Below are 21,309 nucleotides of genomic sequence, written 5' to 3'. Positions count from 1 at the left end.
ACGGTGACGCCGCCCGCCCCGTCGACGCCGTCGCGCAGCCGGGCGGCCACGGAGGCCAGCGCGACGAGGTGTCCCGGCGGTGCGCCGGCGTCGTGGCTGCCCTCGCGCCGCAGCCGGTCGAGCGCGTGGGCCGCCGCGGCCGCGGCCGCGCTGCGGTCGGCGGCGTCGCGCGCCTGCGCCGTGAGCGAGAGGGAGGCGAGGACGTCGTCGTGGACGATCCCGTCCCAGCGCACGTGCTCGCCCTCCGCGGCCGTGGCGGCCGCGGCCGCCGCGCGGGCCTCCTCCGCGGCCCGCCGCGCGCTGCCGACCTGCGCCGCCGCGGCCTGCACGGCCTGCACGGTCACGGAGACGGCGGCGACCACCACGAGCAGCAGCAGCGAGTCGAGCACCAGGGTCGTCGGCGGCACGCGCCACACGCCCGTGACCTGGAGCAGCAGGCGCAGGGCGAGGTGCACGCCGGCGGCTGCGAGCGCCCCCCGCAGCCGGAGCGCGACCGCGCCCGCGCCGACGGTGATGGGGGAGAGGGCCAGCACCCAGGGGGCCGAGGACGCCGGCGCGGCCACGAGGCCGAAGGCGGCCAGGGCGACGTCGCCCGCGACCACGAGCGCCCACGACGCCGGACGGGGGTCGCCGCCGCGGACGAGGTCCCGCGCGAGGACGGCGAGCAGGACGAGGTAGACGACGACGGTGCTGCCCGACCAGGTCGTCGTCACCGCGGTCCGCCCCTCGACGAGGTCGGCGAGGACCGTGGGGACGACGGACAGCACGGCGAGGGTCAGCACGACCAGCTGCAGCCGGTGGGCCGTGCGCAGGGTCACGGGGCGGTGCCCGGCCGGAGGCGGCGGGTCACTCCAGCTCGGCGGTGCGCGGGTCGTGCGGCCGCAGCACGCCGTCCTCGACCGCGCGCCGGTACAGCTCCATGCGCGTGTAGGCGGGCCGGTCCACCGCGGCGTACTTGGCGCGGATCCGCTTGAGGTAGCTCTTGGCGGTCTCGTGCGTCACACCGATCCGCAGGGCCACCGAGCGCGCGGGCATGCCGCCCGCGTACAGCTGCAGGACGCGGCGCTCCTGGGGCGAGAGGTGGCTCGTGAGGTCCTCGGCGTGCTGCAGGGCCGCGGCCGTCTCGGGGGAGGGCAGGGTGTCCCCGTCGGCCACCGACCGCAGCGCCTGGGCCACGGTGGCGACCGGGCGGTCCTTCAGCAGGATCCCCTGCGCCCCGGCGCGCAGGGCCTCCAGCGCCGCGTCGTGCTGGCGGCCCTCGGTGTACACGAGCACGCGCCAGCCGGCGGCGAGCAGCGCGGTGACGTTGCCGGCCGGGGTGGACCCGTCGCCCAGGCGCAGGTCGAGCAGCACCACGTCGACGGCGGTGCCGCGCGCGGCGGCCAGCAGCCCGGGCACGGTGCCCGCCGTCGCGACGAACTCGAGCTGGGGGTCGAGCGCCGCCAGCTCGGCGCGCAGGCCGGTCAGGAGCGCGGGGTGGTCGTCGACCGCGGCGATGCGCAGGTGCCGTCCCGGGCTACCCGCGGACGCCCGGACGTCGGTGCTGTGGATCACGTGCTCGGCCTCCCTCTGCCGCGCGAGGGTACCCAGGTTTCCCCCCGCGCGGAGGGAAGTCGGCCACGTCCGGCGGCACGTCACCACGCGGGGTGGCCGGCGGCGGCGCAGCGCGGTCGGCGCCCGCGCACTCGCCCCCCAAAGGGGGTCACCGGATGGCGGCCGGGGCCGGTCGCCCTCTGGGAGACTGCTTCCAGCGCCCCGCCGGGGGGACGGGGCGCCCTGCACCTGGCGCGGGGAGAGGCCGCTGTCGACGACGACAGCGGCCTCCCCCGGGCCGGTCGGGTCGGCCGACGGCGTCCCCGGCCGCGCTCAGTCCCCGGTGCCGACGAGGCCGATCTGGCACGTCAGCCCGTTGGGGCCGTGGTTGCAGTAGCCGTTGGGGACCTTGGCCAGGTACTGCTGGTGGTAGTCCTCGGCGTACCAGAAGGGGCCGGCCTCGGAGACGGGCCGGACCTCCGTGGTGATGCTCCCGTGGCCGTGCCGGTCGAGCTCGCGCTGGAAGGTGTCGCGCGTCGTGTGCGCGGCCTTCAGCTGGACGTCGGTCGTCGTGTGGATCGCGGAGCGGTACTCGGTCCCGCGGTCGTTGCCCTGCCGGAACCCCTGCGTCGGGTCGTGGTTCTCCCAGAACACCTTGAGCAGCTGCTCTGGGCTGACCCGCGTGGGGTCGTAGGCGATGAGGACGGTCTCGGCGTGCCCCGTGCGGCCCGTGGTCGACTCCTCGTAGGTCGGGTTCTCGGTGAACCCGCCCTGGAAGCCGACGGCCGTCGTGACCACGCCCGGCACCTGCCAGAACATGCGCTCCGCGCCCCAGTAGCAGCCCATGGCCACGTACAGGACCTCGGTGCCCTCGGGCCAGGGCCCCTCGAGCGGCGTGCCGAGGACGGCGTGCTCGCGGGGCACCTCGAAGATCCGCTGGGCGCGGCCCGGGAGGGCGTCCTCGGCGGTCACCATCTGGGACTTGTACTTGTTGCCGAACAGCACTGGCTGCTCCTTCCGCTGTCGTACCCCGTCCAACCGCGCCCCGGCCCCGGACGTTCCCGCTCCCGCGGTTCCCTGCGCGCCGGCGTGGGGTCCCGTCTCCTAGGCTGGACCCTCGTGAGCACCCCCAGCGACGACTCCCTGATGCAGGGCTTCTCCACGCGTGCGCTGCACGCCGGGCAGGAGGCCGACCCCTCGACCGGTGCGGTGGTGACGCCGATCTACCAGGTCTCCACGTACAAGCAGGACGGCGTCGGCGGCCTGCGCACCGGGCTCGGCACGGGGTACGAGTACTCGCGGTCGGGCAACCCGACGCGGACGGCGCTGGAGGAGCAGCTCGCCGCCCTGGAGCAGGGGGCGGCGGCGTTCGCGTTCGCCTCGGGCCTCGCCGCGGAGGACGCGATCCTGCGGGCGCTGCTGAAGCCCGGGGACCACGTGGTCATCCCGAACGACGCCTACGGCGGCACGTACCGGCTCGTGAAGCAGGTCGCCGAGCCGTGGGGCGTCGAGCACAGCCCCGCGGACCTGGCCGACCTCGACGCCGTGCGCGCCGCGGTCCGTCCCGGCCGCACGCGGCTCGTGTGGCTCGAGACGCCCACGAACCCGCTGCTGACGGTCGGCGACATCACGGCCATCGCCGCGATCGCCCACGAGGCGGGGGCGCTGCTCGTCGTCGACAACACCTTCGCGACGCCGTACCTGCAGACCCCGCTGACCCTGGGCGCCGACCTCGTCGTGCACTCCACGACGAAGTACGCGGGCGGGCACTCCGACGTCGTGGGCGGCGCGGTCGTCGTGCGCGACGGCGACGACGGGCGCGGGAACTCCCTCGCCGAGCGGATCGGCTTCCACCAGAACGCGATGGGCGCCGTCCCGGGGCCGTTCGACGCGTGGCTGGTGCAGCGCGGCCTGAAGACCCTCGCGGTCCGCATGGAGCGCCACTGCGACAACGCGGAGAAGGTCGTCGCGTTCCTGGAGCAGCACCCGCGCGTGACGGCGATCCTCTACCCGGGCCGCCCCGAGCACCGCAACCACGACGTCGCGGCCCGCCAGATGACGCGCTTCGGCGGGATGATCTCCTTCCGCACCGCGAGCGCCGAGGACGCGCTGCAGGTCTGCAAGGGGACGCAGCTGTTCACGCTCGCCGAGTCCCTCGGGGGCGTCGAGTCCCTCGTCGAGCACCCCGGGAAGATGACCCACGCTTCGGTCGCGGGGTCCCTGCTGGAGGTCCCGGACGACCTCGTGCGGCTGTCCGTCGGCCTGGAGGACGCGTCCGACCTGATCGCCGACCTGGAGCGCGCGCTGCGCTGACGCCGTCCGTCGCGCGGGACGGGGGGCGTCACTACGGTGGCAGGCGTGCCTGACCCCGCCGGACGGACCCTGCGCCGCCTCCTCGCCCGGGCCGTCGAGCTGGACGTGGCCAGTCCCGAGGCCGCCGACGCGGTGCGGGCGTGGGTGCCGGACCTCCTGGACGCACCTCTCGGTGCGAGGGGTGTCGCGGAGTCCGCCAACCTCGCGGGGTGGCTCGTCGAACTGCACGTCGGCCTCGTCCTGCCCACCGACGACGTCGACGAGCTCGAGGCCGGCTACCGGGAGGCGCTGGAGGAGGCCGCGGCCTGCACCCGGGGGCGTCACGCGGTCACCGACGTGACGCTGGACGCCGGGACCCTGTCCTTCCGCCTCGACGGTGTGCTGCGCGAGCGCGAGGTGGACGACATGGGCGACGAGTACGTCGACACGCTCGCGCTCTGGGAGGACCTGGACCTCTTCGTCGACCGGCAGCACGACGACGTCCGCTGGATGCAGCTCGTGGTGGACGGCGAGGACCTGAGCGACGAGTTCTTCCTGGCGGAGCCGGTGGCCTTCGGCGCCCTCGTGGCCGAGTTCGGGGTCGGTGCGCGGGTCGTGAGCTGACCGACACGCCTCCCGGCCGGCCGCCGGGCGGCTCAGGGCAGCGGCTCGGCCCGTGCATCGGCGTGGGCGACGTGGCGCAGCTGCGGCCAGAGCAGCACGAGGAACACCGCCGAGCCGGCGAAGGCGTAGAAGAACGGGGCGGTGACCCCGAGGTGCTGCGCGAGCAGCCCGCCGACGCCGGAACCGATCACGAGGCCCCCGTAGGTGCCCACGCTGTTGACGGCGCCGACCCGGCCCTGCAGGGCCTCCGGCACGGCGCGCTGGCGCACGGTCAGCGACGTCGTGCCCCAGACGAACGCGTGCACGCCGAAGACGAAGAACACGGCGAAGGCCACGGCGGGCGACGTCGTCAGGGCCAGCGCGAGGTGGGTCAGCGTCTCCACGACGAGCCCGACCCGCAGCAGGTCGCCCAGCGACACCCGCCGCGTGATCCGCCCGTAGGCCAGCGTCCCGACGATGCCGCCCGCGGCGCTCACGGTGGCGATCCACCCGTAGCCGACCGGGCCGAGGCCCAGGCGCTGCGTGGCGTAGAGCACGAGCACCGACCAGGCCGCGCCCCACGTCAGGTTGAAGGTGAAGATCGTCAGGACGAGCACGCGCACGGCCGCGTGGTGGAACACCCAGCGGAACCCCTCGGCCAGGTCCGAGCGCACGCGCGAGGCCGGGCGCGGGCCGGCGCGGCGGGCGAGCACGACCCGGCTCACCGTGACCGCGCTGAACGCCACGAGGGCCGCCTGGGCCCCGAACGGCACGAACGACCCGAGCGTGAAGAGGAACGCGCCCAGGGGCGGGCCGACGAGCTGGTTGACCGTGACGAACCCCGTGAGCAGGCGCACGTTGGCGACCGCGAGGTCGTCCCGCGCGACGATCGACGGCAGCAGCGTCGCGGCCGTGTTGTCCTCGAACACCTCGGCGCTCGCGGCCGCGAACAGCGCGAGCAGGACGACGGCGACCGGCACGGCCCCCGACGCGACCGACAGCGTCAGCACCACGAGGACGGCGGCGCGCAGCAGGTCGACGACCACCATCAGCCGTCGCCGGTCGACGCGGTCGGACAGGACCCCCGCGGGGAGCGCGAGCAGCAGCGGTGGCAGCCACTGCACCAGCGCGGCGAGGGCCACGACGAACGGGTCGTCCGTCATCGACGCCACCAGCAGCGGTCCGGCCGCCAGGGCGATCCCGTCGCCGAGGTTGCTCAGCCAGCTCGACGCCAGCAACCAGCGGAAGCTCCGGCCCAGGCGAGCGGGGACCAGGGCGTCGACGACGGAGCTCACCCGCACACCGTCGCAGACGGCGGGGGACCGGGGCGCCCGAGTTCCGCCGTCAGGACGCGCGCCGGGCGGCACGCCTCCCCGTGCGGGACTTCAGGTAGTCGTCGACGACGAAGGCGCCGAGCCGCTCGGGGCTGGGAGTCAGGACCCGGCCGCCGTTGCGGCGCGCGATGGCGTCGACGAAGCGGCGCAGACCCGCGTCCTCGCCCAGCATGAACAGGTTGATCTTGGCGCCGAACCGGGTGAGCCGGTCGACCTCGGTGACCGTCGCGCGGATCGTGGCGCCGGTCGGCGGCCAGCTGAACACCGCCTCGGCGTCCTGCAGGTGCGCCGTGGGTTCCCCGTCGGTGATGACGAGGACGACGGGTTCGGCGTCGGGGTGCTTGCGCAGGTGCCGGCGCGCGAGGCTCAGCGCGTGCTGGAGGTTGGTGCCCTGCACGAAGTCGGGTTCCACCTCGGCGAGCTCCGACAGCGACATCTGCTGCGCGTGCAGGCCGAACCCGACGATCTGCAGCGCGTCGCCCGGGAACTTCGTGGCGATGAGGTGCGACAGCGCGAGCGCCGTCTCCTTCATCGGTCCCCAGCGACCCTCGGCCGCCATCGAGTAGGACAGGTCGACGCACAGCGCGACCGCCGCCCCCGCGCGGCGCTCGGTCTCGACGACCTCGAAGTCCTCCCAGGAGAGCTTCACGGCCCCGGGCCCGGAACCCCGCGCGGCCGTGCCCCGCTTGAGCGCGTTGGACACCGTCCGCACCACGTCGAGCGGCTGCTCGTCGCCGAACTCCCAGCGCCGCGTGGCCCCGGTGGCCTCGCCGCCCGCCCCCGCGTCGGCGTTCTCGTGGTCGCCGCGCCCGCGCGTGTCCACGCGCTGCAGGACGTCGCGCAGCGCCGTCTGGCCCAGGCGCCGCAACGCCTTGGGGGACAGCGTGAGTCCCTGGGCCGAGCGCGAGAGCCAGCCCTGCCGCTGCAGCTCCCGCTCGAGCTCGCGCAGCCGGCTCAGCTCGTCGGCGGCGCCGCGGCCGAGCTGGCGCTCCAGGGCGTCGACGTCGACGTCGTCGAGGGTCGCGCCGGGGTGCTCCTGGCCCAGGGCGTCGAGCAGGTCGTCGAGCTCGGAGATGTCCTGCAGGGCGTCGGCCGCCTCGCCGTAGCCGAGGGGTTCGCTGCCCTGCGCACCGCGCACGCGCTCGCCGCGGCTGAAGTCCAGGTCCGGACGCAGGGCCCGGAGGTTGTCCGACAGGGCCGCCATCTGCGCCTGCAGGTCGGCGTCGGAGCCGAACGCCTGGTCCATCAGCTGGCCCAGCTCCGCGCGCTGCTGGGGGGAGAGCGAGCGCATCAGCCGCGCGGCCGCGGCGGCCCGCCGCGCGAGGGTGTCGACCAGGTCGTCGAGGTCCTCGACCCCGTCCGCGTCCTCACCCAGCAGCTCGCCGTGCTTCGCCATGAACTCCGCGAAGTCCTCGGGCGTGTCCGCACCGCGGGCCTTCTTCGCGAGCAGCTCGTTGAGGTCGGACATCATGTCCTTCATCGCCTGCGCGGCCTCGGCCCCGCCCTGCTCGAGGGCGTCGCGCATGCCGCGGAACTGCTGGTCGACGACGTCGGAGCGCAGGCCCTCGAGGATCTGCTGGTACTGCGCGCGGGCCTCGGGCGAGGCCCAGGGGTAGTCCTCGAGCTCGCGCACGGCCTGCGCGGTCGAGCGGGGCAGGGCGTCCAGGCGCGCCTCGGAGAAGCGCGCGTCGTCGCCCTCGCGGCCGGCCAGCTCCTCGCGCTCGGCGGCGAGCGCCTGGTCCAGCTGGGCCCGGGCCTTCGTGAGCGCGCCGTCGAGGTCCCCGCGCCGCGACGCCTCGCGCCGCATCCGGGCCGCGCGGGCGCGGAGGTCCTCGAGCCCCGAGCGCCCGTCCGGCCCGCGCTGCAGCAGGTCCCGCAGCGCGTCGCGCAGCGACCCGCCCCGCAGCACCTCCTGGCCGACCTGGTCGAGGGCGGCGCGGACGTCGTACGGCGGGGCCAGGGGGTCCGGGCCCCCGGCCCACTCGCCGTAGCGGAACCGGCCGGACCGCCGGCGTCCCCGTGCGTCGCTCATGCGCCGACGCTACGTCGGTGCACGGCGGGGCGCCACGCCCGCCCCCGGTGCGGCCCGCGGTGCAGGAGGGAGTGCGCTCGCCGCCCCGCGTCGACCCCGTCCCCGGGCTCACCGGCGGTGGGGACTTTGTCTGGACAAACGGGGGCGCGGCGGTGGCATGATGCGGGGCGTCGCACCGCCGGGCGGGGAGGTCCCGCCGCACCCGCCGAGGAGGCCCCGTGTCCACCACCACCGCCAGCCCCACCGACGTCGGCGCCGCCGCGGGGGACCTGCCCGTCGTCGGCCACTGGATCTCCGGGGCCGCCACGACCGGGTCGGGGCAGCGTCGCGGTGACGTGTACGACCCGGCGACGGGTCGCGTCACCCGGCACGTGGCCCTGGCGGAGGCGGGCGACGTCGAGGCGGCCGTGGCCTCGGCCACCGCGGCGTTCCCCGCGTGGCGCGACACGTCGGTGGCCCGCCGCACGGCGGTGCTGTTCGCGTTCCGCGAGCTGCTGGCCGCCCGCAAGGCCGAGCTCGCCGCGATCATCACCGCCGAGCACGGCAAGGTCCTCTCCGACGCCCTGGGCGAGGTCAGCCGCGGCCAGGAGGTCGTGGAGCTCGCCTGCGGGATCAACCACCTGCTCAAGGGCGGGTTCTCCGAGAACGCCTCGACCGGCATCGACGTCTACTCGTTGCGGCAGCCGCTCGGGGCGGTCGCCGTCATCTCGCCGTTCAACTTCCCGGCCATGGTGCCGATGTGGTTCTTCCCCATCGCCATCGCGGCCGGCAACACCGTGGTCCTCAAGCCCAGCGAGAAGGACCCGTCCGCGGCGAACTTCATCGCGCAGCTGTGGAAGGACGCGGGGCTGCCCGACGGCGTCTTCACCGTCCTGCACGGGGACAAGGTCGCCGTGGACGGGTTGCTGACGCACCCGGACGTCGCGAGCGTCTCCTTCGTGGGGTCCACGCCCGTCGCGCGCTACGTCTACGAGACGGGTACCGCGCACGGCAAGCGCGTGCAGGCCCTCGGCGGGGCGAAGAACCACATGCTCGTGCTCCCCGACGCCGACCTGGACCTGGCCGCCGACGCGGCCGTGAACGCCGGTTTCGGCTCCGCGGGCGAGCGCTGCATGGCCGTCTCCGCGCTGCTCGCCGTCGACACGATCGCCGACGAGCTGATCGCGAAGATCGAGGAGCGCGTGGCGACGCTGCGCACGGGCGACGGCCGCCGGGGCTGCGACATGGGCCCGCTGGTCACCGGCGCGCACCGCGACAAGGTCACCGGCTACGTCGACGCCGGCGTCCGCGAGGGCGCGCACCTCGTCATCGACGGTCGCGAGGTCGTCCCGGACGCCTCTGACGACGCGGCGGCGGCGGACGGGTTCTGGCTCGGGCCGACCCTGTTCGACCACGTCACCACGGACATGTCGATCTACACCGACGAGATCTTCGGGCCGGTCCTGTCCGTCCTGCGCGTGACGGGCTACGACGAGGGCCTCGCCCTCGTCAACGGCAACCGCTACGGCAACGGCGTGGCCATCTTCACCAACGACGGCGGGGCGGCGCGGAGGTTCCGCAACGAGGTGCAGGTCGGGATGATCGGCGTGAACGTCCCGGTCCCCGTGCCCGTCGCGTACTACTCCTTCGGCGGCTGGAAGCAGTCGCTGTTCGGTGACACCCACGCGCACGGCACCGAGGGCGTGCACTTCTTCACCCGCGGCAAGGTCGTCACGGAGCGCTGGCTCGACCCCTCCCACGGCGGCGTGGACCTGGGTTTCCCCCGGAACGACTGACCGGTCCGTGGGCGAGGCGGCGCAGGAGCGCGAGGCGCTGCTGCGCCGCTACGCCGAACTGGTGCGCACGGAACTGCCCGCGGCGGCCGAGCGCGGGCAGTGGTCGCTGCGGGCCGACCACTGCTTCGGCCGGGTCCTGCTCGACGACGCGGTCGGGGCCTGCTGGTACACCGTCCTGGACCGCCGCGCGGGCGCGGCGTTCCGGCAGCTGGACGACGACCGGCTGGCGCACGCGGTCGCGACGGGCGAGCGGGTGCTCGCCGAGGGCGACGCCCTGCTGCGCGAGCTGGACGCCCGCTCGCTCGCGTGGCGGGGCAAGCGCCCGAAGCGGGGGCCCGCGGGCGCCCGGCGCTAGCGTGGCGGCCGAGACCGCACCGCAGCCGGCCGGTGCGCCCGCCCGAGGAGACCCGTGACCCACGTTCCGAGCCCCACCCGCTACGACTCGATGCTCTACCGCCGCACCGGGCGCAGCGGCCTGAAGCTACCGGTGGTGTCGCTCGGCCTGTGGCACGGCTTCGGCGACCCGCAGCCGGCGGACCGCCAGGCGGCCATCCTGCGCCGCGCGTTCGACCTGGGCGTCACGCACTTCGACCTGGCCAACAACTACGGCCCGCCTCCCGGGTCGGCGGAGACGAACTTCGGGCGCCACCTGGCCCGCGACTTCCGCGCCCACCGCGACGAGCTCGTCATCTCGACCAAGGCCGGCTACGACATGTGGGACGGCCCGTACGGGGAGTGGGGTTCCCGCAAGCACGTGCTGTCCAGCCTCGACGCGAGCCTCACGCGCCTCGGCCTGGACTCGGTCGACGTCTTCTACCACCACCGCCCGGACCCGGACACGCCGATCGAGGAGACGATGGGCGCGCTCGCGAGCGCGGTCGCCCAGGGCAAGACGTACTACGTCGGCGTGTCGAACTACTCGCCCGCGCAGACCCGCGAGGCCGCGCGCGTGCTCGCGGGGCTGGGCGTCCCGCTGCTGATCCACCAGCCCCGCTACAACATGCTCGACCGCGAGGCGGAGGACGGTCTCCTCGACGTCCTCGACGAGGTGGGTGCGGGGTCGATCGCCTTCTCCCCGCTCGCGCAGGGGCTGCTGACGGACCGCTACCTCGACGGGATCCCCGCCGACTCCCGCGCCGCGGGCGCCAGCCCGTTCCTGTCCACGGGCCGCGTCACCGAGGACGTCCTCGCCACCGTGCGCGCGCTCGACGCCGTCGCGCGCGAGCGCGGCCAGACCCTCGCGCAGATGGCGCTCGCCTGGATCCTGCGCGGCGGCCGCGTGACGTCGGCGCTGATCGGCGCGAGCAGCGTGCGGCAGCTCGAGGACAACGTCGCCGCGGCGCAGCACCTGGAGTTCGACGACGAGGAGCTCGCGCGCATCGACGCGGCCCTGGGCGCTTCCCCGGCCTGACCTGAGCCGCGGCGCGACCCCCCGCGGCCGGGCACCCGCCCGGCCGCCGGGGCGCGGGGTCAGCTGCCGTAGACCGTCCGGCCGTCCTCGAGCACGACCTTGTCCAGGCGCCGGGTCAGGTGCAGGGCCTCCAGCACGAACTCGATCCCCGAGGCGGCCCGGCCGGGCGAGGGCTCGTCGCCCAGGCCCAGGCGGTCCAGCACGCGCCCGAGGCCGGGCACGGTGCCGACCTGCTCCAGCAGCCGCTGCGCGGGGACGAGGTCGCCCGTCTCGATCGTCGACCCGTCGGTGACGAGGTCGGAGAACCCCGACAGCTCCGCCCCGCCGAGGCGGGCGCGGTAGGTCTCCGCGACGGCCGTGCGCAGCAGGTGCTCCAGCACCTCCACCTCGCGGCCCTCCTCGCCCTGCTCGAACTCGACCTTGCCGCCCAGCACGGTGACGACGGTGTGCAGGTCGCCGACGCGCGCGCAGGGCTCGCCCGTCTCCCCGGTCAGCGCGGAGCGGCGCAGGGCCGCGGCGGCCACGGTCTCGGTGGCGGCGATGGCGAAGCGCGCCGAGACCCCCGACGCCGGGTCCACCGCGGGGGACTCCCGCACGGCGCGCGTGAACCGGGCCAGGACCTCGACCAGGTGCTCCGGCACCTCGGCGACCGTGTCGGCCTCCTGCCGCACGAGCTGCACCTCGAGGTCCACCTCGAGCGGGTAGTGCGTGCGCACCTCCGCCCCGAAGCGGTCCTTGAGCGGGGAGATGATCCGCCCGCGGTTGGTGTAGTCCTCCGGGTTCGCGCTCGCGACGAGGAGGACGTCCAGCGGCAACCGCAGCTGGTAGCCGCGGACCTGGATGTCGCGCTCCTCCAGCACGTTGAGCAGGGACACCTGGATCCGCTCGGCGAGGTCGGGCAGCTCGTTGATGGCGAAGATGCCGCGGTTCGTCCGCGGCACCAGGCCGAAGTGGATGGTCTCCGGGTCGCCCAGCGTGCGGCCCTCGGCGACCTTGACGGGGTCGACGTCGCCGATGAGGTCGCCCACGGACGTGTCGGGCGTCGCCAGCTTCTCGCCGTAGCGCAGCGAGCGGTGCAGCCAGTCGACCGCGAGGTCGTCGCCCTCGGCCGCCACGCGGCGCCGCGAGGCCGGCGTCAGCGGCGTGAAGGGGTGCTCGTTGAGCTCGCTGCCGGCGATCACGGGCGTCCACTCGTCGAGCAGGCCGACGAGGGAGCGCAGCAGGCGGGTCTTGCCCTGGCCGCGCTCGCCGAGCAGGACGACGTCGTGCCCGGCGAGGAGCGCGCGCTCCAGCTCGGGGGCGACCGTCTCCTCGTACCCGACGACACCGGGGAAGCGGTCCTCGCCGGCGCGCATGCGGGACAGCAGGTTGCGGCGCAGCTCCGCCTTCACGCCGACGTGCTCGTGGCCGGCGGCGCGCAGGGCGCCCAGGGTGCGGGGGAGCTCGGCGGGCGGGTCGAGGGGGAGCGGCGTGGAGGCGCTGGTCGTCACGCAGCGAACCTACGTCCGACCTCCGCGCCCCGCGACGGCGCGGGTGCTGCCGGTCCGGTGTGGCGGGGTCGTGGGGAGTGGCGGGGTCGTGGGGGAGTGGCGGGGTCGTGGCGGAGTGGTGCCGCGGGCGAGTGGACCGTGCCCGCGCGGGCAGGATGAGCCCGTGCCGTCGCATCCCGTCCGCCCGACCACCTACGTCAGCTCCGCGCTGCGGACCTCCGCGGAGTGGTCGTGGCGGTTCATCGTCGTGGTCGCGGGCGTCGTGCTGCTCGTCTACGGGCTCAGCTTCGTCAGCGAGGTCGTCGTTCCGGCCCTGATCGCCATGCTGGTCGCGGCCCTCCTGCTGCCCGTGGTCACCGCGCTGCACCGCCTCGGCGTGCCGCAGGTGCTCGCGGCCCTGCTGACCCTGCTGACGGCGCTCGCGGTCCTCGCGGGGCTCGTGACCCTCGTCGGGACGCAGGCCGCGTCGGGGTTCTCCGACCTGTCGGCCTCGGCCGTGCAGGGCGTCGACCAGGTCGAGCGGTGGCTCAAGGAGGGGCCGCTGAACCTCAGCACCACGGCCATCTCCGACTACGTCGCGCAGGCGCAGGACGCCGTGTCCGCCAACCGCGACACCATCGTCACCGGGGTCGTGGGCGTCGCGTCCACCGCGGGGCACGTCGTCGCGGGGTTCTTCATCGCCCTGTTCGCGGCCTTCTTCTACCTGCTGGAGGGCCGCCGGATCTGGTCGTGGGTGCTGCACCTGCTCCCGCACCCCGCGCGCAGCCCGCTGGACAACGCGGCCCGGCAGTCGTGGGTGACCCTCACGCACTACATGCGGGCGACCATCGTCGTGGCGCTCGTCGACGGTGCGGGCGTCGCGATCGGGGCGGCGGTCCTGCAGGTGCCGCTGGCCGTGCCGCTGGGCCTGGTCGTCTTCCTCGGCGCCTTCATCCCCATCGTCGGGGCGCTGCTGTCCGGCGCCGTGGCGGTCCTCGTCGCGCTCGTCGCCCACGGGCCCGTCACGGCGCTGGTGATGCTGGCGGTCGTCATCCTCGTCCAGCAGGTCGAGAGCCACCTGCTGCAGCCCTTCCTCATGGGCCGCGCGGTCGCGGTCCACCCGCTGGCCGTCATCCTCGCGGTCGCCGCGGGCGCCACCGTGTTCGGCATCGTCGGCGCGCTCTTCGCGGTGCCGCTGGTGGCCGTGCTGAAGACCGGCATCGAGGCGCTCGCGCGGGGGGACGACGAGACGGTCGAGGAGGTGGCGGAGATCGACGCCTCCGACGCGCCGCTGGCCCCCGACACCCCCGGGGAGACGCCCACGACCGCGGGGCGGGGGGAACCGCAGGCGCACCTCGAGCGCTGAGGCACCCCGCCCGCGGCCGCCGCCGGCAACGACGGCGCCCCGGGACCCGCTGCGGGTCCCGGGGCGCCGTCGCGAGCGGGCTCAGCCGGTGAAGGGCTCCGAGCTGATGATGCGGACCGGGATCTTCGCGCCGTTGGGCGCCGAGTAGGTGACCTCGGTCCCCGGCTGCTGGCCGATGATCGCGGCGCCGAGCGGCGACTTCTCGCTGTAGACGTCGAGGCCGGCGCCGTCGCCCACCTCGCGGCTGCCGAGCAGGAAGCGCATCTCGTCGCCGGCCAGCTCGACCGTCACGACGGACCCGAGCGTGACCTCGCCCGCGACGGACGCCGCGGCGGAGCCCACCTGCGCCGTCTCCAGCAGCTGGCGGAGCTGGCGGATGCGCAGCTCCTGCTTGCCCTGCTCCTCCTTCGCCGCGTGGTAACCGGCGTTCTCCTTGAGGTCGCCCTCCTCGCGGGCCTGCTCGATGCGCTTGGCGAGCTCGCTGCGGCCCTCACCGGAGAGACGGTCGTACTCGGCCTTGAGCCGGTCGTAGGCGTCCTGGGTCAGCCAGGTGACGCTCCCGCTGGTCGTCTCGCTCACGATGACTCCTCGATGCGTGGTGGACCGGCTCACCCGGGTGGTGAGCGGTCCGCGTGCGGCGGGGGCCGCGCACGCGGCCCCCAACGACCGAGTCGCCCGTCCCGCGCGCGGCGGGAGAGCGACTCGTCGGGCAACCGTAGCCGCTCGGGGCGGACGCCTCCACCGGCTCGGGCCCGTCCGCCCCGCCGGGCGGCTCAGCGGTCGAGCGGGACGCACCCCTGGACACCGACGGTGACCGAGCGCGCCGTGGTGCGCACCACCGTCGTCTCCTGCACCGTCGCGGCGGGCCCGGCGGGGACGTCGACCTGCGCGATGCCGACCTCGGTCGAGGCCTCGTCGAGGGCCTGCACGGTGCAGCGCACGGCGGTGCCCGGCTCCCGCGTCACGGCGAAGGTGATCTCCGCGCTGGAGGCGTCGAGCACGCGGTGGGTGATCTCGGTGGCCGACGGGCCGGAGGACTGCACGACCGCCACCCACACGCCGTAGGCGACCACGAGGACGCCCAGCAGCACGGCCGCGACGAGGGGCACGGGGCGCCGCCACCAGGGCCGGCCGGCGTGGCGGCGGCCGTAGCGCTCGTCGAGGGAGTCCACCTCGCCGAGGCGGGCGTCGTGGGGCACGGGCGCTCCCGGTGGTCGCGGTCCCCACCGGATCGGCGAGGATGGACCCCGATGGTCGCACCCCGACCGGAACGCCCGCACGAGCGGGCGCCCCCCGGGGCGGCGACGCAGACCTGCGCGGTGCGAGAGGAGCAGAGGTGGCGGAGAGGTTGCGGCTGATGGCCGTGCACGCCCACCCGGACGACGAGTCCAGCAAGGGGGCGGCCTCCATGGCGCGCTACGCGGCCGAGGGCGTCGACGTCCTCGTCGTGTCGTGCACGGGGGGTGAGCGGGGCGACGTCCTGAACCCCCGCCTGCAGGGGGACCCGCGGATGCTGCGGGACATGGCCGAGTACCGGCGCCGCGAGATGGCCGAGGCCGCCCGCGTCCTCGGGGTGCAGCACCGCTGGCTGGGGTACGTGGACTCGGGGCTGCCCGAGGGCGACCCGCTGCCGCCGCTGCCCGCGGGCTGCTTCGCGCTCGAGCCCGAGGAGTTCACCGTGGACGCCCTCGTGCACGTGGTGCGGGAGTTCCGGCCGCACGTCATGACGACGTACGACGAGTCGGGGGGCTACCCCCACCCGGACCACATCATGACCCACGTGGTCAGCCGCGCGGCCTTCGACGCCGCCGCGGACCCGGCGCGGTTCCCGAAGGCCGGCGAGGCCTGGCAGACGTCGAAGCTCTACTACCACGCGACGTTCTCGCGCGACCGGATGACGACCTTCCACCACGCCATGCTCGACCGCGGCCTCGAGTCGCCGTTCGCGGAGTGGATCAAGCGGTTCGAGGAGTCCGGGGCCCCGGCGCGCCCCGAGCTGGAGATCACCACGCGCATCGAGTGCGCGGACTGGTTCCCGGTGCGCGACCAGGCGCTGCTGGCGCACGCCACGCAGATCGACCCCGACGGCTGGTTCTTCCGGGTGCCGATGGACCTGCAGCGCGAGCTGTGGTCGACGGAGGACTACTCCCTCGCGGTCTCCCACGTGCCGACGCGGACGCCGGAGGACGACCTGTTCGCCGGCCTGCGCGAGACCGCGGGCGGGAGCGCGGCGTGATCCTCGCCGCGCTGCTGGCGGCGACCCCGTCGCCCAGCCCGTCCACCACGCCCGAGGTCGACGCGGACCTGGTGACCCCGGGCCTGTGGGGCTTCGTCGCGCTGTTCTTCCTGGCGCTCGCGGTCTACTTCCTGGGCCGCAGCATGGCCCGGCGGGTGCGGCGCGTGAACCAGCGCGCGCGCATCGAGGCGGAGCTGCAGGAGGAGGAGTCGCGCGCGGACGGCACCGCGCCGGACGGGCCGCGGAGCGCCCCGACCGTGCCGGCGCCGGCGGACGAGGACCCGCCCGGCTCCCGCTGACCTCCGGGGTCGGGGCGGTGCCACCCGCGCGGGGACCGGGACGTCAGCGCGGGGACGGGACGTCAGCGCGGGACCGGCGTCGTCCGCTGCACGGCCGGGCGGGCCAGGTGCGCGCGCACCGCGGACAGCACGGCCACCGCGTCGCGCCCGTCCGCCGCGCCCGACGCGTGCTCGCGGCCGGTCGCCGCGGCCGCGCGCAGGTCGTCGACGGCCCGCGCGAACCCCTCCTGCGGCGTGCCCGTGAACCACGGCATCTCGTGCCGGCCACCGGGCCCCCAGACGACGGCGGTCGGCCCGCCGATGCCCGGCGGGGCCGTGCCCGTCAGCGCGAGCGCGCTGCTCGCGCCGCCCGCGTGCTCCGCGAGCACGGTGACGGCGTCGCGCACGCCCCGCGCGGCGCTGACGCGCTCGACCGGCGGCAGCAGGCGCCCGAGCACGGACAGCGCGTGCGGGCCCGCGTCCCACAGCCCCCCGTGCTCGCGCCGCCACGGCGAGTCCCCGAACGGGCTGCCGGGGGCGTCGATGCTGCCGCCCCAGCGCACGAGGGCGCCCTCCCACGGTCCGTGCTCCGCCGCCAGCTCCTCCAGCCGCGCGAGCCAGTCCGTGATGTCGGACTGGAACAGGTAGGTCACGTCCACGACCGACGCCACCCCCGCCGCCCGCGTGGCCGCGAGCACCGCGTCGGCGGCCGCGAGCTCCAGCGCGATCGGCTTCTCCAGCAGCAGGTGCCGGCCCGCCCGCGCCGCGCGCACCGCGAGGGGCGCCTGCACGTCCGGCGGCAGGGCGATGCTCACGGCGTCGACCTCGGCGAGCAGCGCGTCGACGTCGGCGAAGGCCCGCCCACCCGCCTCGGCGGCCGCGGCGCCGGCCCGGGCGGGGTCGCGCCCCCAGAAGCCGACGAGCTCGACGTCGGGGTGCGCGGCCAGCGCCGCCCCGTGGCACCAGCGGGCCCAGTGGCCCGTGCCGAGGACGCCGAACCGCCGGGGTGCGCTCATGGCAGCAGCCTCGCGCACCGCCGGCCGCGGATCGAGGGGGCACCGCTCAGTTCCGCCCGCCGGCGGGGTCGGAGGGGGGACGGCACCGACCGCAGGAGGACCCGTGGACCGCTTCGCCCCCGCCCGCCGCGCGCTCGACGACCAGGTCGCCGCCGGGCGCTTCCCCGGCTACGTGCTCGCCACGAGCGCGGGCGGTGCGGACGCCGTGCACGCGGGCGGCCTCGACGCCGTCGACGGGGAACCCCTGCGGACCGACGCCCGGTTCCGGACCGCCTCGATCAGCAAGCCCGTCGGCGCCGCCCTCGCGCTGGCCCTGGCCGACGACGGGGTGCTCGACCTCGACGCCGACGTGGCGGCGTGGCTGCCCGAGCTCGCCGGCCTCCGGGTCCTGCGCGACCCGGCCGGGCCGCTGGAGGACACCGTCCCCGCCCGGCGGCCCGTCCGGGTCCGCGACCTGCTGCTCATGACGCCGGGGTTCGGCTACGTCCCGCAGGACGTCCCGGTGTCGCGGGCCGCGGAGGCGGCGGGGCTGGGCCCGTCCGGCGGTGCGCCCGCGATGTCGCCCGACGAGCACCTCGCGCGGCTGGCGGCGCTGCCCCTCGCGGCGCAGCCGGGCACCCGGTGGCTCTACCACGCGAGCTACGACGTGCTGGGCACGCTGCTGGCCCGGCGCACGGGCCGCGCCCTGCCGGACCTGCTGCAGGAGAGGCTGCTCGGGCCGCTCGGCCTGACCTCGACCGGGTTCTGGGCCGCGCCCCGGGAGCTCGTCACCGCCTACCAGACGGGCCCCGGGGGCCTCGAGCTCCTCGACCCGCCCGACGGCGCGTTCTCCACCCCGCCGCGCTTCCCGTCGCTGGCCGCGGGCCTGGTGTCCAAGGCCGCGGACCTCCTGCGCTTCGCGGGCGCCGTCCGCGACGGCGGCCGCGGGGTGCTGTCGCCCGCGGCGGTGCGCCTGCTGACCACCGACCAGCTGACGCCCGCGCAGCGGGCCTCGGGGGCACCCGTGCTGGACGACGGCACGTCCTGGAGCTGCGGCGCCGGGGTGGTCGTCGCCGAGGGGCAGGACGTGGGCCGGCCCGGGACGTGGGGCTGGGCCGGCGGGCTCGGGACGCACCTCTGGGTCGACCCGGTCCGCGACCTCGTCGTCGTCGTGCTGACGCAGGCGTGCTTCGACGCCACCCCCGGGGGCGGGTTCGCGTCGTTCTGGGCGGCGCTCGCCGACGGCTGAGGCGTCGCGGCCCGCGGCCCCGGGCGCGGGCGGCTCGCGTCAGGCCACCGCGTACGTGGCGATCGAGATGGCGGTGTAGTGCAGCGCGAAGGCCACCACCGTGCACGCGTGGAAGATCTCGTGGAAGCCGAACCACCGCGGCGCGGGGTCGGGCCGGCGCAGGCCGTAGACGACCGCGCCCGCGGTGTAGAGGACGCCGCCGGCCAGCACCAGCGCCGCGACGGCCCAGCCGCCGACCCGCGCGTACTCCCCGACGAAGCCCACCGACGCCCAGCCCAGCACCACGTACAGGGGCACGTAGAGCCAGCGCGGGGCGCCGATCCAGAAGACGCGGAACAGGACCCCCGCGACGGCGCCGACCCACACCACCGTGAGCAGCACCCGGGCGGTCCCGGGCTCGAGCATGGTCACCGCCAGGGGCGTCGCGGTGCCGGCGATGACCAGGAAGATGTTGCTGTGGTCCAGGCGCTTCAGCCGGGCGTGGTGACGCGCCGACCACGGCAGCCGGTGGTACAGCGCGCTCGTGCCGAACAGCAGGGCCGCGCTCGCGGCGAAGACCGCGGCCGCGGTCCGGCTCGCCGCGGTCGGGGCGAGCGCCACCAGGACCACCCCGGCCACCACGACCAGGGGGAAGGACCCCGCGTGCAGCCAGCCCCGCAAGTAGGGCTTGTTGCGGCTCAGGGTCTCCGCCAGGTGCTCCTCGACGACCTCCGGGAGCGACGCCGGGGGGGTGGCGACGGGCTCGACCTCCATGCGGCGAGGCTACGTGACCCGGCGTCGCGCGGGCGCCGCTCGGGCGCCGGGCCGACCGCCCGGGAGCGCCCCACCGGACGGCGTGCGGGGTGCCCGGTCGGGCCCCCGGTCCGGTGCCGCACCGGGGTATACCGTGAGCGCCGATGGCCCTCCACGATCTCCTCTACGGCGCGTACGGGCGGCTCCTGGAGCGGGCGCTGGACCGCTCGGCGCTGCCCCGCCACGTGGGGATCATCCTCGACGGCAACCGCCGCTGGGCGAAGGCGTTCGGGGCGAGCACCGCGCACGGCCACCGCGCCGGCGCGGACAAGATCCAGGAAGTCCTGCAGTGGTGCGACGACGAGGGCATCGAGGTCGTCACCCTCTACCTGCTGTCCACCGACAACCTCCGCCGCCCGGCCGACGAGCTGGCCCCCCTCATCGAGATCGTCGAGGACGCCGTCGCCCGCGTGGCCGCCACGCGGCGCTGGAAGGTCCACCCCGTCGGTGCGCTGGACCTGCTGCCCGTCGAGACCGCCGACCGCATCCGCGAGCTGCAGCGCCAGACGGCCGACGTCGGCAAGGGCGTCGTGAACGTCGCGATCGGCTACGGGGGCCGCCAGGAGATCGCCGACGCCGTGCGCGCGCTGCTCCTGGAGCACGCCGCCCGGGGCACGAGCATCGAGCAGCTCGCCGAGGTGCTGCAGGTCGACCACATCGCGGCGCACCTCTACACCAAGGGCCAGCCCGACCCCGACCTCGTGATCCGCACGTCGGGGGAGCAGCGGCTGTCCGGGTTCCTGCTCTGGCAGAGCGCGCACTCGGAGTTCTACTTCTGCGAGGTCCTGTGGCCGGACTTCCGCAAGGTCGACTTCCTGCGGGCCCTGCGGGCCTACTCCGAGCGCGAACGCCGCTACGGCTCCTGACCCCGGCCGGACACCCTCCCGTCGCCGGACCGACGTCCTCCGAACGGACGATCCCGCGCGTGCCTCGCCTCTGCGGCAGCGCGTCCGGGATAGCGTCGACGGTGTCGGGGGGCGCCCGCCGCCCGTGCGGGAGGTCGTGGGTGCGCACGCTGTCGAGCACAGCCGGGGGGCCCCGTCGCGGGTCGCCCGCACCCCCGTCCTGAGGTCCCGGTCCGCTTGCTGAGGGGGGCCCGGGCGCTGACCGCCGGGGCTCCCGAGACGGGAGACGTCCGTGGTCCAGAGCTCCGCCCCCACGCCGCACACGTCCGGCGCACGCCCCGAGACCGGCGACGGTCGCCGCACGTTCGTCCTGGACACCTCCGTGCTGCTGTCGGACCCGGGCGCCCTGACGCGCTTCGCCGAGCACGACGTCGTCCTGCCGATCGTGGTCGTCAGCGAACTGGAGGGCAAGCGCCACCACCCGGAGCTCGGCTACTTCGCGCGGGAGGCGCTGCGCCGCCTGGACGACCTGCGCGTCGAGTTCGGCCGCCTGGACGAGCCGATGCCGATCGGGGGCCTCGGCGGGACCCTGCGCGTGGAGCTGAACCACTCCGACGTCTCGACGCTGCCGGCCGGGCTGCGCGGCGGGTCGCTCGCGACCAGCGGTGACACGCGGATCCTGGCCGTGGCGCGCAACCTCGCCGACGAGGGCCTCGACGTCACCGTCGTGACCAAGGACGTCCCGCTGCGCGTCAAGGCGTCCGCCGTGGGCCTGACGGCCGACGAGTACCGCGCGGAGCTCGCGCCGGACTCCGGGTGGACCGGCGTGGCCGAGCTGACGGCGACGGCCGAGGAGGTCGGCGAGCTCTACGACACGGGCCGCGTCGAGCACCTCGAGGCCCGCGAGCTGCCGACCAACACCGGCGTCGTGCTCTCCTCCCCGCGCGGGCACGCGCTGGGCCGGGTCGGGGCGGACAAGCAGCTGCAGCTGGTCCGCGGCGACCGCGAGGCCTTCGGCGTCCACGGCCGCTCCGCCGAGCAGCGCATCGCGCTCGACCTGCTGCTGGACCCCGAGGTCAGCATCGTGTCGCTCGGGGGG

At 75.7% G+C, this 21,309-nt stretch carries 20 protein-coding genes and 1 pseudogene; 11 read left to right on the top strand and 10 right to left on the bottom strand.

The window, feature by feature from the left end; genetic code table 11:
* From GTR02_RS07965 to msrA, 3 genes and pseudogenes are all read right to left on the bottom strand, one after another.
* A pseudogene (locus tag GTR02_RS07965) lies at positions 1-818 on the bottom strand (hypothetical protein); the annotation flags it as partial.
* A 28-nt stretch (positions 819-846) separates the two neighbouring features.
* On the bottom strand, positions 847-1,554 hold the full coding sequence (locus tag GTR02_RS07960) for a response regulator (protein WP_166606947.1): 708 nt from the start codon (positions 1,552-1,554) through the stop codon (positions 847-849).
* 312 nt (positions 1,555-1,866) lie between these two features.
* Complete coding sequence (msrA, locus tag GTR02_RS07955) at positions 1,867-2,508, bottom strand: peptide-methionine (S)-S-oxide reductase MsrA (protein ID WP_166606951.1); 642 nt, start codon at positions 2,506-2,508, stop codon at positions 1,867-1,869.
* 171 nt (positions 2,509-2,679) lie between these two features.
* On the opposite strand from msrA, the gene GTR02_RS07950 reads away from it, so the two are divergent.
* Both GTR02_RS07950 and GTR02_RS07945 read left to right on the top strand, forming a co-directional pair.
* The gene (locus GTR02_RS07950; RefSeq protein WP_166606950.1) at positions 2,680-3,846 is read left to right on the top strand and encodes a cystathionine gamma-synthase; all 1,167 of its coding nucleotides are present in this window, start codon (positions 2,680-2,682) and stop codon (positions 3,844-3,846) included.
* Positions 3,847-3,891: 45 nt separating this feature from the next.
* A complete protein-coding gene (locus GTR02_RS07945; protein WP_166606946.1) occupies positions 3,892-4,449 on the top strand; it encodes a hypothetical protein in 558 nt (185 codons plus the stop codon).
* Between the two features lie 32 nt (positions 4,450-4,481).
* On the opposite strand, the gene GTR02_RS07940 is transcribed toward GTR02_RS07945, so the two are convergent.
* A complete protein-coding gene (locus GTR02_RS07940) occupies positions 4,482-5,723 on the bottom strand; it encodes an MFS transporter (protein WP_166606945.1) in 1,242 nt (413 codons plus the stop codon).
* Positions 5,724-5,772: 49 nt separating this feature from the next.
* Entirely contained in the window at positions 5,773-7,794 is a 2,022-nt protein-coding gene (locus tag GTR02_RS07935; protein ID WP_166606944.1) for a VWA domain-containing protein, read from the bottom strand.
* A gap of 269 nt (positions 7,795-8,063) precedes the next feature.
* Between GTR02_RS07935 and GTR02_RS07930 the strand changes: the two genes are divergently transcribed.
* The 3 genes from GTR02_RS07930 (at position 8,064) to GTR02_RS07920 (ending at position 10,980) form a co-directional block, all read left to right on the top strand.
* On the top strand, positions 8,064-9,569 hold the full coding sequence (locus GTR02_RS07930) for a CoA-acylating methylmalonate-semialdehyde dehydrogenase (protein WP_166606949.1): 1,506 nt from the start codon (positions 8,064-8,066) through the stop codon (positions 9,567-9,569).
* A 7-nt stretch (positions 9,570-9,576) separates the two neighbouring features.
* Positions 9,577-9,924 (top strand): hypothetical protein, encoded by a 348-nt coding sequence (locus GTR02_RS07925; protein WP_166606943.1) that lies wholly within the window; start codon positions 9,577-9,579, stop codon positions 9,922-9,924.
* A 90-nt stretch (positions 9,925-10,014) separates the two neighbouring features.
* Positions 10,015-10,980 (top strand): aldo/keto reductase, encoded by a 966-nt coding sequence (locus GTR02_RS07920; protein ID WP_166606948.1) that lies wholly within the window; start codon positions 10,015-10,017, stop codon positions 10,978-10,980.
* 59 nt (positions 10,981-11,039) lie between these two features.
* Here GTR02_RS07920 and GTR02_RS07915 read toward each other — a convergent pair whose 3' ends face one another.
* Positions 11,040-12,470, bottom strand: a complete 1,431-nt coding sequence (locus GTR02_RS07915) for a sigma 54-interacting transcriptional regulator (RefSeq protein ID WP_166606942.1) — start codon at positions 12,468-12,470, stop codon at positions 11,040-11,042.
* Between the two features lie 163 nt (positions 12,471-12,633).
* Between GTR02_RS07915 and GTR02_RS07910 the strand changes: the two genes are divergently transcribed.
* Complete coding sequence (locus tag GTR02_RS07910; RefSeq protein WP_166606941.1) at positions 12,634-13,815, top strand: AI-2E family transporter; 1,182 nt, start codon at positions 12,634-12,636, stop codon at positions 13,813-13,815.
* A gap of 81 nt (positions 13,816-13,896) precedes the next feature.
* Here GTR02_RS07910 and greA read toward each other — a convergent pair whose 3' ends face one another.
* Both greA and GTR02_RS23745 read right to left on the bottom strand, forming a co-directional pair.
* Complete coding sequence (gene greA / locus GTR02_RS07905) at positions 13,897-14,394, bottom strand: transcription elongation factor GreA (RefSeq protein ID WP_166606940.1); 498 nt, start codon at positions 14,392-14,394, stop codon at positions 13,897-13,899.
* A gap of 194 nt (positions 14,395-14,588) precedes the next feature.
* Entirely contained in the window at positions 14,589-15,014 is a 426-nt protein-coding gene (locus tag GTR02_RS23745) for a DUF4307 domain-containing protein (RefSeq protein WP_166606939.1), read from the bottom strand.
* Positions 15,015-15,151: 137 nt separating this feature from the next.
* Here GTR02_RS23745 and mca point away from each other — a divergent pair, with 137 nt between their 5' ends.
* A complete protein-coding gene (mca, locus tag GTR02_RS07895) occupies positions 15,152-16,051 on the top strand; it encodes a mycothiol conjugate amidase Mca (RefSeq protein WP_166606938.1) in 900 nt (299 codons plus the stop codon).
* Complete coding sequence (locus GTR02_RS22395; protein ID WP_205708836.1) at positions 16,048-16,350, top strand: hypothetical protein; 303 nt, start codon at positions 16,048-16,050, stop codon at positions 16,348-16,350. The genes mca and GTR02_RS22395 overlap by 4 nt, the downstream gene beginning before the upstream one ends.
* A 62-nt stretch (positions 16,351-16,412) precedes the next feature.
* Here the strand turns inward: GTR02_RS22395 and GTR02_RS07885 are convergent, their stop codons facing one another.
* On the bottom strand, positions 16,413-17,345 hold the full coding sequence (locus GTR02_RS07885) for a Gfo/Idh/MocA family protein (RefSeq protein ID WP_166606937.1): 933 nt from the start codon (positions 17,343-17,345) through the stop codon (positions 16,413-16,415).
* A 103-nt stretch (positions 17,346-17,448) separates the two neighbouring features.
* Between GTR02_RS07885 and GTR02_RS07880 the strand changes: the two genes are divergently transcribed.
* On the top strand, positions 17,449-18,573 hold the full coding sequence (locus GTR02_RS07880) for a serine hydrolase (protein WP_166606936.1): 1,125 nt from the start codon (positions 17,449-17,451) through the stop codon (positions 18,571-18,573).
* A gap of 39 nt (positions 18,574-18,612) precedes the next feature.
* Here the strand turns inward: GTR02_RS07880 and trhA are convergent, their stop codons facing one another.
* Positions 18,613-19,326: a PAQR family membrane homeostasis protein TrhA gene (trhA, locus tag GTR02_RS07875; RefSeq protein ID WP_166606935.1), complete on the bottom strand. Its 714-nt coding sequence runs from the start codon at positions 19,324-19,326 to the stop codon at positions 18,613-18,615.
* Positions 19,327-19,469: 143 nt separating this feature from the next.
* Between trhA and GTR02_RS07870 the strand changes: the two genes are divergently transcribed.
* Together GTR02_RS07870 and GTR02_RS07865 are read left to right on the top strand one after the other, a co-directional pair.
* Positions 19,470-20,231, top strand: coding sequence for an isoprenyl transferase (locus GTR02_RS07870; protein ID WP_166606934.1), 762 nt, complete (start codon positions 19,470-19,472; stop codon positions 20,229-20,231).
* Between the two features lie 271 nt (positions 20,232-20,502).
* Positions 20,503-21,309, top strand: an 807-nt coding sequence (locus tag GTR02_RS07865; protein ID WP_338073657.1) for a PIN domain-containing protein, incomplete at its 3' end; no start/stop codon positions are given.

Source organism: Kineococcus siccus, assembly GCF_009906795.1.
Taxonomy (GTDB): domain Bacteria; phylum Actinomycetota; class Actinomycetes; order Actinomycetales; family Kineococcaceae; genus Kineococcus; species Kineococcus siccus.
Note: the sequence above shows the minus strand (reverse complement) of the source record. Positions and strands in the feature narration are given on the sequence as shown.